The organism is Alicyclobacillus hesperidum subsp. aegles (assembly GCF_027923525.1).
In the GTDB taxonomy this organism is placed as follows: domain Bacteria; phylum Bacillota; class Bacilli; order Alicyclobacillales; family Alicyclobacillaceae; genus Alicyclobacillus; species Alicyclobacillus aegles.
In genome coordinates, this window is record NZ_BSBJ01000008.1 from 155,517 (window position 1) to 171,758 (window position 16,242).

Here is a 16,242-nt window from a genome sequence, read left to right on the forward strand (position 1 = left end):
GAGCGAAAGCACAGGGGGATTGACGTGAAATCCATTAAGCATGCAATTGCCACTGCGGTCGCAGATCACACAGGATTTCCCGCAGCGGACGTTGTCAACCTGATTGAATACCCACCAAACCCAGAGCTTGGCGATCTCGCATTGCCATGTTTCCAGTTCGCCAAACAACTGCGGAAAAATCCGGCGTTAATCGCATCCGAATTGGCGGACAAGCTCGCCGGCGTAGACGGTATCGGCAATGCGAACGCCCAGGGGGGATACCTCAACCTGACTTTGGAGCGCTCGACATATGCCCTTGGTATCGTGGACCGAGCCCTTCGGTCTGTGCACGATTTATTCTCTGAGGAACGCGGCACAGGGCATACCGTTGCCGTCGATTATTCGGCACCCAACATCGCGAAGCCCTTCGGCGTTGGCCACCTGCGTTCCACCATCATCGGACAGGCCATCGTCCGCCTCATGCGCGAGGATGGATATCGGGTAGAAGGTGTCAACCATCTCGGTGACTGGGGCACCCAATTCGGTAAAAATATTGCCGCCTACCTCAAGTGGGGCGACGAAGAAACCGTACGCAAGAACCCAGTGCGAGAACTGTTTAAGCTGTATGTTCGTTTCCACGAAGAGGCACGTGAGCATCCAGAGCTTGAAGACGAAGGACGATATTGGTTTAAGCAACTGGAAGAGGGAGACGAGCAGGCAAATCGACTGTGGCGCTGGTTTATTGACGAGAGCCTGCGCGCCTTTCAAGAGACGTACAAGACGCTCGGCGTCGAGTTTGACCACTACCTTGGCGAGAGCTTTTACAACGACAAGATGGACGCAATTGTCGACGAATTACGGGCCAAAGGGTTGCTTGTCGAAGACGATGGCGCCGAAGTCGTCGATCTATCTGCCTACGATATGCCTCCTTGCATCATCAAGAAGTCGGACGGAACTTCCATTTATGCAACGCGCGATCTCGCTGCTGCCGACTATCGCCATCGCGTGCTTGGGGCGGACACACTCGTCTACGTGGTCGGGGCAGAACAGAAATTGCACTTCCAGCAGGTATTTAAGGTCTTAGAGTTGCTTGGACGCGACTATGCCAAACGTTGTACACACGTCGCGTTCGGCCTGATGAAGTTTAACGGTGAACGCCTTTCCACACGCCGCGGCCATGTTGTGTATCTCGAAGACGTACTGAACAAGGCTATTGAAGAAGCCAGACGGATCATTCAGGAAAAAAATCCGAACTTGGCCGATCAAGACGGTGTGGCTCGCAGTGTTGGCGTCGGTGCTGTCATTTTTAACGATCTGAAGACCTATCGCATTCACGAAGTCGATTTCCGTTACGAAGACGTGCTCAACTTTGACGGCGAAACGGGTCCATATGTCCAATACACGCATGCACGCGCTTGCAGCGTGTTGCGCAAGGCAGGAACCGATGCAAAGCCTTTGAACTGGCCGACAGAGGTGCAGCCAGACGACGTCGAGTGGGCGCTCATCCTGCGCTTGGCACAAGCCGGAGAAGCTTTAGCGCGAGCGGTCGACGAGTTTGATCCATCGGTCATGGCGCGCTATGTCCTGCACGTCTGCCACGCATTCAACCGTTTTTACCACAACAACCCCATTCTCCAAGCGGACGATCCGCTGCGCGCGGCACGCCTCGCCCTCACTCAGGCAACGCGCAATGTCATCGCCAAGGCGCTCTACCTGATTGGCCTTGACGCTCCACAAGAGATGTAAAAAAGGCGGTGGGCTCTCCCACCGCCTTATCCTTAGATTCCGGTCTGTGATGCAATCACCTGCTCCAATTCTTGCGTAAACGCCTTCGCCGCGTCTAAGCCCATTCCCTTTAAGCGGAAGTTCATCGCCGCCACTTCGACAATAACGGCCAGGTTACGCCCGGGCCGTACAGGCACCGTCACTTTTGGTACCTCGAGATCGAGAATTTTCATCGTCTCCATATCGATGCCAAGGCGGTCGTACGCGTGATTCTCGCGCCAAGCCTCAAGGTGAATGACCATGGAGATGCGTTTGTGTGTGCGCACCGCACCTGCCCCGAATAGTGTCATGGCGTTCAGCACGCCAAGTCCACGAATCTCAAGCAAATGTTGCAAAAGCGGCGGCGCACTACCAACCAAGCTTTCATCTGAAATTTGGCGGATGACCACAGCATCGTCGGCAACCAAACGATGCCCGCGCTTGATGAGTTCCAACCCCGTCTCACTCTTGCCGATGCCGCTCGATCCCGTGATCAAAATGCCAATTCCGTACACGTCGACAAGCACACCGTGCTGCAGGGTCTCCGGTGCCAAACGCTCTTCCAAATAGTTTGAGATGGCGGCCGTCAGACGTGTCGTCACCATATTGGTGCCCAACACCGGGATGTGCTTGGATGTAGCTTCGGCAAGCAACACAGGTGGCGGCGTATCACCCCGCGTGATCAAGATGCAAGGCGTCTGTTGATAGGAGCAGAACGCAAAAACGCGCAACGCTTTTTCCTTTTCATTCATTCCGCGCAAAAACGAGAGCTCCGTTCGCCCGAGGATTTGCACGCGCTCGGCAGGATGATAGCGAAGATAGCCTGCCAACGCCAACCCCGGCCGATTGATGTCGCGCGTATAAATCATCTTATCCAAATCCGCATCGTCATTAAAAACGCGGAGATCGAGATCCTTGACCAACTGCCGAACGCTCACACCACGCGGTTGCCCCAAAAGACACCCTCCTTTTCACCACAACTAGACCCGTCCCGCCGTGTCGGTAAAGCCATCAACCTACGACCGTACGGCCGCATTGCGCAATTTATCCATACGTGCGCGATCGCGCTCGAGGATGGGACCAAGAAAGCGCCCTGTATGAGATGCTGGGACAGCACACACCGCTTCCGGAGTGCCTTCTGCCACCAACTGACCACCGCGGCTGCCACCTTCCGGCCCAAGATCGATCAAATAATCGGCCGTTTTGATGACATCCAAATTGTGTTCGATGATGAGCACTGTGTCCCCATTGTCAACGAGACGATGCAGCACGGTCAATAGCCGCTCAATGTCAGCGACATGCAGTCCTGTCGTAGGCTCGTCGAGAATGTACAACGTGCGTCCAGTGCTTCGACGGTGTAACTCTGAGGCCAATTTCACGCGCTGCGCCTCGCCTCCAGACAATGTGGTCGCTGGTTGCCCCAAACGGATATAACCGAGCCCCACGTCCATTAGTGTCTGTAACCGGCGCTGGATGCGCGGAATATTTTCGAAAAACGTGCACGCATCCTCCACTGTCATATCGAGCACTTCCGCGATATTTTTGCCTTTAAATCGGACCTCGAGCGTCTCACGGTTGTATCGCTTGCCCTTGCACACCTCACACGGAACGTAGACGTCAGGCAAAAAGTGCATCTCGATTTTAATGATGCCGTCACCCTTGCACGCCTCGCAGCGCCCACCGCGAACGTTAAATGAGAAGCGGCCCTTTTTGTATCCTCGCATCTTTGCTTCGTTCGTCGAGGCAAATAAGTCACGGATGTCGTCAAACACCCCTGTATACGTCGCGGGATTGGATCGCGGTGTACGACCGATGGGCGATTGGTCGATATCGACGACCTTGTCCAAATGCTCCAACCCTGTAATGGCATCGTGGGCACCGGGTCGCACGCGCGCTCGGTTGAGGTCGCGTGCCAAGGCTTTGTGTAAAATCTCATTGACCAATGTCGACTTGCCCGACCCCGAGACGCCTGTCACACATGTGAACACACCAATAGGTATTTTGACATCGATACCCTTAAGGTTGTTTTCGCGAGCCCCTTTCACCACCAACCATCGATCCCCAGGCCGCCTGCGCTCATCCGGCACCGGAATGAAACGGCGTCCCGACAAAAACTGGCCGGTCACAGAATTGGGATCGCGCATGACCTCAGCGGGCGTCCCCTGACTCACCACTTCGCCGCCATGAATGCCGGCACCCTTGCCCATGTCGATGATGTAATCGGCCGCCAGCATGGTGTCCTCGTCGTGCTCGACGACAATCAAGGTGTTACCGAGATCGCGCATATGCTCCAACGTCCGGATTAGACGCTCATTGTCGCGCTGATGTAGGCCGATGCTGGGCTCGTCCAAAATGTAGAGAACGCCCATCAGTGACGATCCAAGCTGTGTCGCAAGACGAATGCGCTGCGCTTCACCGCCTGACAGTGTCCCGGCCGAGCGCGCCAACGTCAGGTAATCCAATCCCACATCGCGCAAGAAGCCGAGCCGACTCTCAATCTCCTTTAAAATTTGGCGAGCAATATGCATTTCCTTTTCGGATAGTGTCAAATCGCCGAAGAATGCTAACGCATCCCCTACAGACATTTCGGTGACATCTGCAATATTTCTGCCCCCGATGAGGACCGCCAGGCTCTGCGGCTTCAACCGCTTGCCGTGACAGGCCGGACAGGGCTTCGCGCTCATAAACGACTCGATAAACTCACGAATGGAATCTGAAGCCGTCTCCCGATGGCGCCGCTCCAAGTTCGGAATGACACCCTCAAACGGAATCTGTGCCGTCTTGTGCTGACCAAAGTCGTTTTCATAAGCGAAGCGTATCGTTTCCCCGTTGCCATAGAGCAACTTATGCAACGCTTCGTCTGGCAACTCTGCGACCGGCACCGTAACATCGATCCCGAACGATTGGCAGGCGGCCCGTAATAGCTCTGGATAATAGTTTGAAAAGGAACCCGCCCATGGAACGATAGCGCCCTCTTCAATACTGAGCGCCGGGTTGGGCACCACCAGCTGCTCGTCCACCTCCATATTGACGCCCAGGCCCAAACACGTGTCACACGCGCCAAACGGACTGTTGAACGAAAACATGCGAGGCGCGAGTTCCTCCACGGAAAATCCACAATTTGGACACGCCGCATTTTGGCTAAACAACATTTCCTCGCCGTCGATCACGTCAACCAACACAATGCCACCCGAAAGCCCGAGTGCAGCCTCCAATGAATCGGCTAAGCGACTGGCAATATCATCGCGAACGACGAGGCGATCAACCACGACTTCTATGCTGTGCTTGCGGTTTTTTTCCAACTGAATGTCATCTTCAAGCTCGCGAACCTCGCCATCGACGCGCACACGGACATAGCCCGCCTTGCGCATCTGCTCAAACACCTTCTGATGCTCACCCTTGCGCCCACGCACCACGGGAGCCAAAACCTGCAATCGTGTGCGTTCAGGCAACTTCACAATGCGGTCGACCATTTGCTCGACCGTCTGTGATTGGATGGGAATATGACAATTCGGACAGTAGGGACGCCCTACCCGCGCAAACAGCAAACGCAAATAATCATAGACTTCTGTCACCGTGCCAACTGTCGAACGCGGATTGCGGCTCGTCGTCTTCTGATCAATGGAAATGGCCGGCGATAGGCCATCGATACCATCGACATCCGGCTTGTCCATCTGACCGAGGAACTGTCGTGCATACGCGGAAAGCGACTCGACATAACGTCGCTGTCCCTCGGCATAAATCGTATCAAACGCGAGCGACGACTTGCCCGATCCGCTCAGTCCCGTGATCACCACAAACTTGTCGCGCGGGATTTTGACGTCGATGTTTTTCAAATTGTGCGCACGTGCGCCGCGCACGTAGATGAAATCCTGAGGCATCTCGTTCTTCCCTTCTTCCCACGCTTGCGATCACGATGCATCCATCAATTCGGCAATCATATCGCGCAACTGCGCAGCGCGCTCAAACTCCAAGGCCTTCGCCGCTTCACGCATCTGCTGCTCCAGCTTGGCAATCAGCTCTTTGCGTTCACGTCCTTTAAGAGCCTGTGCCTGTTCGGCGACGGCTACATACTCCTCATGGGTGTCCGCTACCTTCGTCGTCTCGACGACATCCCGGACTGCTTTGCGAACGGTCGTCGGCGTGATGCCGTGCTCTTCGTTGTACGCAATCTGCTTGGCTCTACGTCGCTCTGTCTCGTCGATTGCGATCCGCATCGAATCTGTAATTTGATCCGCATACATAATGACTGTGCCGTTGGCGTTGCGAGCAGCGCGTCCAATCGTCTGAATGAGCGACCGATGCGCGCGCAAAAAACCTTCTTTATCAGCGTCGAGAATGGCAACGAGCGATACCTCAGGCAAATCAAGGCCTTCGCGAAGCAGGTTGATGCCAACCAGGACATCAAATGCGCCCTTGCGCAAATCGCGAAGAATCACCATGCGCTCAATGGTCTTGATATCAGAGTGCAGATACCGCACTTTAATGCCAATCTCCTTGAGGTAATCCGTCAAATCCTCGGCCATCTTCTTGGTCAGCGTCGTGACGAGTACGCGCTCATCGCGGCGGATGCGGTCGCGAATCTCGCCGACGAGATCGTCAATTTGGCCTTTAATTGGGCGGACGTGAATGATGGGATCGAGTAATCCCGTCGGGCGAATGATCTGTTCGACAATGCGCTGCTGGTGCTCCTCCTCATACGGCCCGGGCGTTGCACTGACGTAAATACACTGCCCGACTGCTCGCTCGAACTCCTCAAACGTCAAAGGGCGGTTGTCCGCCGCAGACGGAAGCCGAAAGCCATGTTCAATCAACGTCAGCTTACGCGTTCTGTCACCACCATACATCCCTCGAATTTGTGGCAGGGTGACGTGAGACTCGTCGATCAGCGTCAAAAAGCCCGGCGGAAAATAATCGAGGAGCGTGTTCGGAGGTTCGCCTGCAGCACGGCCTTCCAGATGCCTGGAATAATTCTCAATGCCTGAGCAAAATCCCATCTCCAGCATCATCTCGATATCGTACATCGTTCGCTGTTCAAGCCGTTGTGCCTCAAGCAACTTATCTTGCGAACGCAACTCGTGCAGCCGCTCCCGTAACTCCTCACGGATGCGCTCGATGGCCGCCTCCAATCGAGGCCGCGATGTGACAAAGTGCGAGGCCGGGAAGATGCTGAAGTGATTGCGCCTGGCCACGACTTCGCCTGTGACTACGTTGATTTCCGAAATGCGATCGATCTCGTCGCCAAACAGTTCGACCCGAATGGCATGCTCGTCGCGGGACGCCGGAAAAATCTCGACAACATCACCACGCACGCGAAATGTACCGCGAATGAAATTGATGTCGTTGCGCTCGTACTGCATATCTACTAAGCGCCGTAACATCTGGTTGCGATCCATCGTCGCCCCAACGCGCAACGACAATACATGCTGGCTATATTCTTGCGGACTACCAAGACCATAAATCGCAGACACACTGGCAACCACAAGCACGTCGTTGCGTTCGAGGATGGCAGCCGTCGCGGAGTGCCTCATTTTATCGATCTCATCGTTGATCTTCGCATCTTTTTCGATATAGGTATCTGTGGATGGAATGTACGCCTCCGGCTGATAATAATCGTAGTAACTGACGAAATACTCGACTGCGTTGTTCGGAAAAAATGCTCGAAACTCTGCTGCCAATTGCGCTGCCAGCGTTTTGTTGTGGGCGATCACAAGAGTCGGCCGATTCAACTCGGCAATAATATTGGCCATGGTAAACGTCTTACCTGACCCGGTAACGCCGAGCAGCGTCTGATGGCGCAACCCGCTGTCCACACCGTCGACCAACTGCTCAATGGCTGCTGGTTGATCACCTTGCGGACGATAGTCTGATACCAATTCAAATTTTCCCGGCAGGTTCTGCACTTCCATCCCCCCTGACCACAAACATACGTTCGCCACTGTACACAATATCACTGAAACGCCAAAAAGGGAACGAGCGTTCCCTATCCAGCGGCATTATTCCATTCACATCAATCGAATCTCATTATAAAGAAGTGGGGAATCCTGTTCAATGAACTGCGGAGGGAAGTCAGGAAAGTTTAGGAGTTTACAAGCACGGCCTGCCACACAGCTTAGTTACCAGCAGGCAGTGTCTGTACGGTTCCCGGCGAGTACGCTTTTCGCAATACGACAATGTTAACTCGACGGTTTGCCTGACGCCCTGCAGGCGTATTATTTGGCGCGACGTTATGGTATTGTCCATATCCCATGCCCGCCAACCGCGTCGGATCGATCCCATGATTGCTCAAAAACCGCACAACACTCATCGCCCGAGCTGCTGATAACTCCCAGTTCGACGGGTAAATTGGTGTGTCAATCGGCTGCGTATCTGTATAGCCTTCCACCACGATACTATTGGTAATTTGTTTGAAAAATGGGACAAACCCCGAAATGATGTGTTGTGCACCAGGGAGTAACACAGCTTGCCCCGTGTTAAACAACGCCACGTCACGCATCGTGATTTGCACACCGCGTGCTTGATCTTCTACCTGCACTTCACCATTCAAATGGTGTGCAGAGATATATTGCTGTATCTCTTTAAACAATTGGTCCAGCTGTTGCTGATCTTGCAAAGACGACTGCGATTGATTTTGTGCTTTCTGCTTAGATGCGCCATTCGGGGCTGTCAAGTTGTCGGGAAACTGCGTCCCGTTGTTCTGGTCACCGCTGTTCAGCAACGCGGTCGTCCCCATTCCATTGAGCGGAATCTGCTGTCCGGGATGCAGCGCCTGATACAACGATTGAGCCAGCGTCGCAAACCGCGTTTTATCAATGGTCGACATCGCAAACATCACGATAAAGAAAACCAACAAGAGCGTGATCAAATCGGAATACGTAACCAACCAGCGCTCGTGATTTTGGTGTTTTTTAGGCCTCTTGCGCCGCGCCACTGGAGACACCCGCCTTCTTGTCTATCCGCTCAGAAGCCGCCAGGAATGACATCAACTTCTGGCGCAACACATTTGGGTTCTCGCCTGCCTGAATCGACAAGATGCCTTCCACACTCATCTCGCGTTCAAGAATTTCCTCCTGCGAACGCACACGCAACTTGTTCCCTATTGGCATCCAAAACACGTTTGCACTGGCTACACCGTATAAGGTCGCGATAAACGCTGTGGCAATCTCGGGTCCTAGTTTACTCACATCGCTCAGGCTACCAAGCACGTGTACCAGGCCCATAACCGTACCGATAATGCCCATCGTCGGTGCAAACCCTGCAGCTGACTCAAACAGATTGATACCAACTTCATGGCGCTGCTCAATGTAGGAAATCTCCGTCTCGAGCATCTCTTTGACCAATTCCGGATCGATCCCGTCAACGATTAGGCGAATGCCATTGCGAATAAACGGATCCTCAAACGAATCGACGTGGTCTTCCAAAGCAAGGATTCCTTCTCTACGAGCCATTGTCGCCAAGTCGACCAACTGTTCGATGGTTGCGTGGGGATCACGCTTCGGGGCCATAAACGCAATTCGTAAGTAACGGATGATGGACGTAAAGGATTTCATTTTATTAGAAAGCAAAGTCGCGCCAATCGTGCCCCCAAACACAATCAACATCGCCGGCGGCTGAATCAGCGCACCGAGCGCCCCTTTGTCCAAAACATAGCCGCCGACCAAGCCTACGACGGCAATCACCAAACCTAATATCGTTGCGAGATCCATACACTCGCCTCCTCCTCCGGCCAACGGCCGACAGTCATTCCGCCTGTGGTTGCGTCACCGTAACATGTGGCTTTTTCGCACGGCGCAAGTAGATTGTTTCAAGAAACCCAAATGGGCGGTTCAAACGGAGTGCTGGCTCGTCGCTGGAGACAACCAAGAGGAGGCCGAGATCGTGCCGCTCGCCCTCGAAAATGGGACTACTCAGCAGGCGTACTTCCCCATCCGCATCTACCACTTGAAATCTTGCATACGCCGGGTTTTGTTCCATGGCGAAGTGAATATCATACTCGGTATGTACCGGCGACTGATTGACATGCGTGACAATCTCGCCTGGCCGAATGCCGATTTTGTCGCTTAGTGAACCACGAATCGTATATAGCACGCGCACGCCCCGATTGTTTGGCGTGTATAACGGCTCCACAGTCGAGTCAATCCGCCGCCAAAGGAAACGAAATACTTCAGCGATGAGAATGAGTAGAATGGCAGCCCAAACCGCCACAAGCGGAGCGTACAGGCGGGCAAGCACAAAACCAGCCGCTGCCACCAGTGCGCGCACCAAGTCAAACCAGCGAACATGCATCAGCGCTCGCTGCGGCCGAAGGCCGGTGAATACGGCGTGGAGTCCGAACACCAGCGGCAAGATTCCGATTTCGATCGGCTGACCTAGAGGCATCCGCCAGGGATGGAAGCCGGACTGCCACATCAAGGCATGCCCCCCCAGAGGATGCATCCAGACAGCCACAGGCATGGCATAACCCAGTTGCAGTTTGAGCGCACCAATTCGCCTGCCCCGTCGCGACGTGAGCAAGGCCGGCAGTATGGCATCGCGCACGCCCCAAAACGTCATGATACATTCGGCACAACAACTCACAGCGACAATCGCCAGCCATGCGCCAATCGGAAAGGATTCAACTACGTGCAACCATGACCATCCGATTACACGCGATAGATGTGCCTGGCGAGCGCAAAATGAGATGACTGCGGCGGCTGCGACTGCAAATGGCGTGGCCGCAAAGCGTGATCGGATCACGCCGAGCACAATCGACACGGCACTCACATAGGCTATCGACTGCCACGTCACCGAGACACCGCAAGCAAACAGCGCGATGGACCCGACCAAGCCAACCAGGCAGGCCCTTGCGTAGCGCAAAATGAGCGTCCGGCCGATGCGAGTCACACGAATACCAAACCATTCACGCTCGCTGCGGACATTGCGAACGAGGTCCCAAATGACGAAGCCTGTCGACAAATAGTGTAACGGATTGAGCAAGAATGACAGTAAAGCGATTATTACAATCGCCCACCACCCATTCGCCGTCAGATGCATGCGGACGTATCCCTTCTCGACTGATGCGCGAACTCATTGGCTCCCTTAGACGCGGAGGAAGCGACGAACAGACATCACGCCTCCCCACAGCCCGATGAACAGGCCGATAGCCAACAAAATCACGGCGAGTTTGACGCCGAGATCCCCAGCCTGCACCAACGGGAAAGAAAGCCCGCTAAACACTCCTTTGGCGCGAATATACAGCGATCGGTAGCCGTAGACAAGCACCAATACGGGAACGACCGCCCCGACCAAACCGATAAGCATTCCTTCTACGATAAACGGCCACCGAATGAACCAGTTTGTCGCCCCGACCAACTTCATGATTTCGATCTCGCGGCGCCGTGAAAAAATCGTAATGCGAATCGTATTCGAAATGAGAAACATCGACGTGATGAGCAACGCCACGACGAACACGACGCCGACGTCACGGACGATGGCTAACGTTCGGAAAATGGCCGCAGCCAACTGGTGAGGATCGCGCACCGTGGCAACTCCTTGAATTTCTTCAACCTGTCGAGCAATCCGGTCAATTTGATGCGGATCAGCAGGTTTGACGACCAACTGAATCGGCAACGGATTCTGTTTGAACGCATTGAGAACGTCGCCCATCTCAGAACCAAGTTCCTTCTTCATCTGCGCCAGGCCCTCGTTCTTCGAGATCACCTGCACGGACTCCACACCAGGCAAGGCCTTGATCTGAGCGGCAATCGCGCTACCTGTCTGCTGCGTAGCATTTACGTTGAGAAAAGCACTAAACTCCAATTGCGAAGTTACATCCGTCGACATTTGTGCGACGTTGAACGTGAGAATGAGCGAAAACCCTAGCACCGCAAGCGTCACGATAACCGCACTCATCGATGCGAACGACATCCAGCCATTGCGGATGACGTTTTTGATCCCTTCGCGCAGATGCCGGAATATCCTACTCATCATATCCGTAATACCCTTTCTCCTCGTCTCTGACGATCACGCCGTTTTCAATGGCAATAACGCGCCTCCGCATCGAATTGACAATTTCCCGGTTGTGCGTAGCCATCACAATGGTCGTACCACGATCATTGATGTGTTGAAACAACCGCATGATACCCCACGATGTGTCCGGGTCCAAGTTACCCGTCGGTTCATCGGCGATGATCACCGTCGGGTTATTCGCGAGCGATCTCGCAACCGCCACGCGTTGCTGCTCACCGCCAGATAGTTGAGAAGGCAACATGTCCATCTTGTCCTCCAAACCGACCTGGCTCAGGACTTCTCGCACCCGCTTACGGATTTGCTTGTGCGACAAGCCAATCACCTCGAGCGCAAATGCGACGTTTTCAGCCGCAGTCAGCTTAGGGAGCAATTTGAAATCCTGAAAGACGACCCCGATACTCCGACGGAGCAACGGAATTTTGTGATCCTTCAGGCGCTCGATGTTGAATCCATTGACGAAGATGTGTCCGCGGGTCGGACGGACTTCTCTGTACATCAATTTGATAAATGTCGACTTCCCGGCACCGCTGGGTCCGACGACGTAAACGAACTCTCCCTTTTGAATCTGCACAGAGATGCCATTCAGGGCCTGTGTACCGTTCGGGTACTCCTTCCATACATCCTGCATTTCAATCACTGCGCAAATCGACTCCTCTGTCACACAATAAATCGGTTTAGGTTTACGTCGGCAAGTCCGCCTGTCGGGCAAAAAATAACCATCACCCTCTGCACAAAGGAGACAGTTCGACGCGATCCGGCAAAATTCCTGTTGTTAAAACTTGACCAACCTGCAAACATTGTTCGGCAAATTAGAGTTCGCGCAACTGCACAACGAGTTTGTCCGTCGTGAAGGCATCCACGACCTCCCAATCGACCCACTCGGCAACCCCATGCGTCTGCCGCACACGTAGAATTCCAGGTTTCTCAAAGCGGATTGGTTCTTTGAGAATGTCGCGTTCGAAATAGCGATCACTGGGGCCAGTGTCGGTTGGGAAAACCATGCCTGGAAGGGAACAAATCGCAAGATTGTGCAAGCGTCCTACACCTGTTTCGTACATGCCTCCACACCAAAGGCCAATCTTATACTGTTGGGCAATCTGATGAGTACGTATAACTTCACCGATCCCGCCAAGACGACCCGGTTTTATGTTGACAATACGACACGCACCAATCTTGGCCGCCCGCCGCACATCTTCGGCGCTGCGTATGCTCTCATCCAGACATATAGACGTTCGCAACCGGGCCTGAAGTTCAGCGTGATCGACCATATCGTCATAGGCAAGCGGCTGCTCAATCATCATAAGAGCCAAGCCATCCAGCTCCAACAAGCGATCTATGTGATCGAGACGGTATGCACTGTTTGCATCGGCCATCAGAGCAACGTCGGGGAATACTTTGCGAATGGCAAGAAGCGGGGCACGGTCTGCCTCTGGCGAGATTTTTAGTTTAATCCGCCGATAACCTTCCTGTAGGGCCCGCTCTACGCGCATGAGCAATTTTTCCGTAGAAGCCTGGATGCCAATGCTAATGCCTACATCGATCTCCTCGTGCACACCACCAATGAGCTTTGCCATGGACGTATCGTGCTCCATCGACCAAAGATCCCAAAACGCCATCTCGACTGCAGCTTGTGCCATCTTGTTACCACGAATGTCTGACCAGATCTCCGTCAAAGTGCCTGGCTCCAGCGTCTTCAGCCGTTGTCCCCGTGCAAGCCGCGGAAGCAGATGATCACGAATGACGTGCCATGCAGTCGCGACCGATTCCTCGGTATACGTCGGCTCACGCATGGCGACACATTCTGCGACACCCATGGCACCGCTATCGCTTTGCAACTCGATCAGGATTGCGGTCTTCACTCGATGCTCCCCATAAGCAGTCCGCATTGGCTCGACAAGCGGGATTTCTAATCTACGAAACGTGCAGGATGCAATCATATTGTCGATGCCCTCCTGGTGTCGTCATCAAGTCTTCGATTACTTGGAAATTGGCCTATCGGTAATTGGATTCACATTTGTATAGTGTATCAATCTTCGTACGGAACTACAGTCAAATCTCGAGAATGAAGTGAAGAACGGAAGCGTGATCGTAGGCGGAATGAAACTGGGGTCAGTTTGTGCAAACCGGCTGATAGAAGGACGCAACAAAAGCAAGACTGCCTTATGAATCATATGATCCATAAGGCAGTCCGATTGTCCGGTTATTGTACAGGTTTCAGGTGATCCATGATAATGGCCGCAGACTGGAACGTATATGGCGCTGGATTGATCCACAGATTGTTCTTCGTCGGCCATCCTGTGAATTTCGCATCGTTATACTCATACCACAGCTCGCCATCGAAGATTGGAATTACAGGTAGTTGCTGCGTTACGATCGACTCAACCTTATACAAAGCCTGCTTTTGTTGAGACACATTTGTAGTCGCAGCAAACTGCGTAAGCGCAGCATCAACCGCTGGATTTCGATACTGCTCAATGTTGAAATTGCCCTTCGAATCGAGCATATCGTAATAAATCGTATACGGCGTAGGACCTTCATTTGTCCAAGACAACGCGAGATCGTAATGCGGTTTCAGTCCTGCCCCCGGATCGATGAGATTGTAATACGCCGAGAATTGTTGTTGAACAACGTTAATGTTAATACCGACCTGCTGCAACTCTTGCTTAATGAGAAGCGCATCTTCGTCCCAGTCACTCCACCCTGTAACCGTAAGCAACTGGAATGACAGTTCCTTTCCGTTTTTAGCGAAAATCCCATGACTATCCCGGCGGAACCCGGCCTTCTCGAGAATTTGAACAGCCTTAGCGTCATTTACGCTGAACGACTTGGCATCCCCCGGCAGATTTGGATTCAACCACGACATCTGCGAAGGAATCAGGCTGGTTGGCACCGGAAGTTGTGAATATCCTGTTTCACCTTTTGACTGAATCACATTGCGATTAATCGCAAGATTAATGGCCTCCCGCACAGGTAGCTGACTCAACAAAGGATTGTTAAAGTTCGGGTACATCTCTACGACGCTACCGGCCGCAAAGTAATAGTGATTGCGCTTCGGATTGGCAGAGACATACGTCTTCTGAATATCGGGAATGTCAATCCCGGACCAATCAATCTCACCGCTCGCCAGTGCCAAGTCGGCAGTTTGGTTGCTCGTGTATGCAGGATACTTCACGTACTGGACCTTCGGCACACCGCCGTAATAGAGCTTGTTCGCTGCAAACGTATACATCTGGGGTGAGAAGGAAACAAGCTTGAAGGGGCCGGTACCGATGGCTTTCTGCCATGGCAATTTCACTTTCGTCGGATCACCTAATGACTTCCACTCGTGTTCGGGCACGATATAAGTGGAGCCTAGTACGTATTGCTCTGCAAACGGAATGTCAACCGTTTTGAAAGTAAACACAACTTTAGAATTGCCAACTGCTTTCACACTCTCCAACTGCGACCAGACGTTATTCGTATCAGCTGCGGGATACTTCTTCAGTTCATTAAATGTGAACACGACGTCTTGAGCCGTGAACTTCACACCGTCAGACCACTTCGCATTCGGTTGCAAATTAACGGTCAACGTCTTGTTTCCATTACTAAACGCATAGCTCTTACCAAGTAGATTGAATGTCTTGCCTGTGACGCTATCAAAATAGAAAAGCGTCTCGTAAATGTTACCGAACGTCCCATCATTCGTACTAGGATCAAAAGGATTGAAGCTATCAGCAAAGTTACCTTTAGGGCTGGTGAGTACGGTCAGAGTTGAAGCCGACGGACTTGTAGATGCGGAAGCGCTTACCTCTTTGGTAGAAACAGTAGGTTGTGAAGAACCACCATTTGCAACCCCGACGTACGCGCCACCAGCGACCACAACAGCTGCTGCAACAGCGATGCCAGCCACGTGTTTCTTTTTCATTTGTAATCCCCCTTGTAATAACACCAAATGAGCGAAACCTCAGTCGGCGAATCTTAATTTTGATTCGCTCAAACAACTAACCAAATCGATTTATAGTCATCATAGCGACTTACGCATACGTTTTCAATACCATTTTCACAAAAAATCAACATCCTCATATTGTATAAGATATAAACTATAGGTCCCACACCCATAGTACCCATACGCTTTCGACGGCACCTACAGATGCACTCGGCCGGGGCTGAGCTTCTGTTCTCGGGGAAGTGGGCGAGGAATTGTGCATATAGCAAAACAGAGCCAGGCATCTTCGCCTGACTCTGTTCTCTCTTGCCTGGCAACGACCTACCTTCCCAGTCCCTCTCGAGACAAGTATTCTCGGCGCTGGAGGTCTTCACGTCCGTGTTCGGGATGGGTACGGGTGTTTCCCCTCCGCTATGGTCACCAGACTCGTGCGCTTCGTTTGCTCCTCGCTCACACGGCTTCGGCCTTCGGCCTGCAGATGTGTTCGCTCGGACCAAACTTCGCTTCAGGTGTCTTTGTTGCAACCTTTGTGCTGTGTTCGTTTGTCCTAGCGCTCACGTGGCTTT

11 protein-coding genes and 1 rRNA gene are annotated in these 16,242 nt (G+C 53.0%); 1 reads left to right on the forward strand and 11 read right to left on the reverse strand.

The genetic code is table 11. From position 1 onward, the window contains the following. The first annotated feature begins 24 nt into the window (after positions 1 to 24). Positions 25 to 1,725, forward strand: a complete 1,701-nt coding sequence (argS, locus tag QMF38_RS07025) for an arginine--tRNA ligase (RefSeq protein WP_058095248.1) — start codon at positions 25 to 27, stop codon at positions 1,723 to 1,725. A 32-nt stretch (positions 1,726 to 1,757) separates the two neighbouring features. On the opposite strand, the gene hprK is transcribed toward argS, so the two are convergent. The 11 genes from hprK to rrf form a co-directional block, all read right to left on the reverse strand. Further along, complete coding sequence (gene hprK, locus QMF38_RS07030; protein WP_058095247.1) at positions 1,758 to 2,699, reverse strand: HPr(Ser) kinase/phosphatase; 942 nt, start codon at positions 2,697 to 2,699, stop codon at positions 1,758 to 1,760. Positions 2,700 to 2,759: 60 nt separating this feature from the next. After that, positions 2,760 to 5,624, reverse strand: a complete 2,865-nt coding sequence (gene uvrA, locus QMF38_RS07035) for an excinuclease ABC subunit UvrA (RefSeq protein WP_058095246.1) — start codon at positions 5,622 to 5,624, stop codon at positions 2,760 to 2,762. 30 nt (positions 5,625 to 5,654) lie between these two features. Continuing rightward, on the reverse strand, positions 5,655 to 7,652 hold the full coding sequence (uvrB, locus tag QMF38_RS07040; RefSeq protein WP_006446531.1) for an excinuclease ABC subunit UvrB: 1,998 nt from the start codon (positions 7,650 to 7,652) through the stop codon (positions 5,655 to 5,657). Between the two features lie 203 nt (positions 7,653 to 7,855). Further along, positions 7,856 to 8,674 carry a flagellar motor protein MotB gene (locus QMF38_RS07045; protein ID WP_281759003.1) on the reverse strand — a complete coding sequence of 273 codons (819 nt, stop codon included), beginning with the start codon at positions 8,672 to 8,674 and terminating at the stop codon, positions 7,856 to 7,858. After that, positions 8,652 to 9,449: a flagellar motor protein gene (locus QMF38_RS07050; protein WP_058095243.1), complete on the reverse strand. Its 798-nt coding sequence runs from the start codon at positions 9,447 to 9,449 to the stop codon at positions 8,652 to 8,654. The genes QMF38_RS07045 and QMF38_RS07050 overlap by 23 nt, the downstream gene beginning before the upstream one ends. A 34-nt stretch (positions 9,450 to 9,483) precedes the next feature. Then, complete coding sequence (locus QMF38_RS07055) at positions 9,484 to 10,776, reverse strand: PDZ domain-containing protein (protein WP_058095242.1); 1,293 nt, start codon at positions 10,774 to 10,776, stop codon at positions 9,484 to 9,486. A gap of 45 nt (positions 10,777 to 10,821) precedes the next feature. Then, positions 10,822 to 11,712, reverse strand: a complete 891-nt coding sequence (gene ftsX, locus QMF38_RS07060) for a permease-like cell division protein FtsX (protein ID WP_058095241.1) — start codon at positions 11,710 to 11,712, stop codon at positions 10,822 to 10,824. Next, positions 11,702 to 12,388, reverse strand: coding sequence for a cell division ATP-binding protein FtsE (gene ftsE / locus QMF38_RS07065; RefSeq protein ID WP_058095240.1), 687 nt, complete (start codon positions 12,386 to 12,388; stop codon positions 11,702 to 11,704). The genes ftsX and ftsE overlap by 11 nt, the downstream gene beginning before the upstream one ends. Before the next feature lie 172 nt (positions 12,389 to 12,560). Further along, complete coding sequence (menC, locus tag QMF38_RS07070) at positions 12,561 to 13,688, reverse strand: o-succinylbenzoate synthase (protein WP_281759004.1); 1,128 nt, start codon at positions 13,686 to 13,688, stop codon at positions 12,561 to 12,563. A gap of 263 nt (positions 13,689 to 13,951) precedes the next feature. Then, positions 13,952 to 15,655: an ABC transporter substrate-binding protein gene (locus QMF38_RS07075; protein ID WP_058095238.1), complete on the reverse strand. Its 1,704-nt coding sequence runs from the start codon at positions 15,653 to 15,655 to the stop codon at positions 13,952 to 13,954. Positions 15,656 to 15,984: 329 nt separating this feature from the next. Continuing rightward, positions 15,985 to 16,101: ribosomal RNA gene (gene rrf / locus QMF38_RS07080) — 5S ribosomal RNA — on the reverse strand. Between the last annotated feature and the right edge of the window lie 141 nt (positions 16,102 to 16,242).

Excerpts from the sequence above, each read along its gene's own strand:
- uvrB (WP_006446531.1), bottom strand. The coding sequence starts at position 7,652 with ATGGAAGTGCAGAACCTGCCGGGAAAATTTGAATTGGTATCAGACTAT.
- menC (WP_281759004.1), bottom strand. The coding sequence starts at position 13,688 with ATGATTGCATCCTGCACGTTTCGTAGATTAGAAATCCCGCTTGTCGAG.
- QMF38_RS07055 (WP_058095242.1), bottom strand. The coding sequence starts at position 10,776 with ATGCATCTGACGGCGAATGGGTGGTGGGCGATTGTAATAATCGCTTTA.
- QMF38_RS07050 (WP_058095243.1), bottom strand. The coding sequence starts at position 9,449 with ATGGATCTCGCAACGATATTAGGTTTGGTGATTGCCGTCGTAGGCTTG.
- uvrA (WP_058095246.1), bottom strand. The coding sequence starts at position 5,624 with ATGCCTCAGGATTTCATCTACGTGCGCGGCGCACGTGCGCACAATTTG.
- ftsX (WP_058095241.1), bottom strand. The coding sequence starts at position 11,712 with ATGATGAGTAGGATATTCCGGCATCTGCGCGAAGGGATCAAAAACGTC.
- QMF38_RS07075 (WP_058095238.1), bottom strand. The coding sequence starts at position 15,655 with ATGAAAAAGAAACACGTGGCTGGCATCGCTGTTGCAGCAGCTGTTGTG.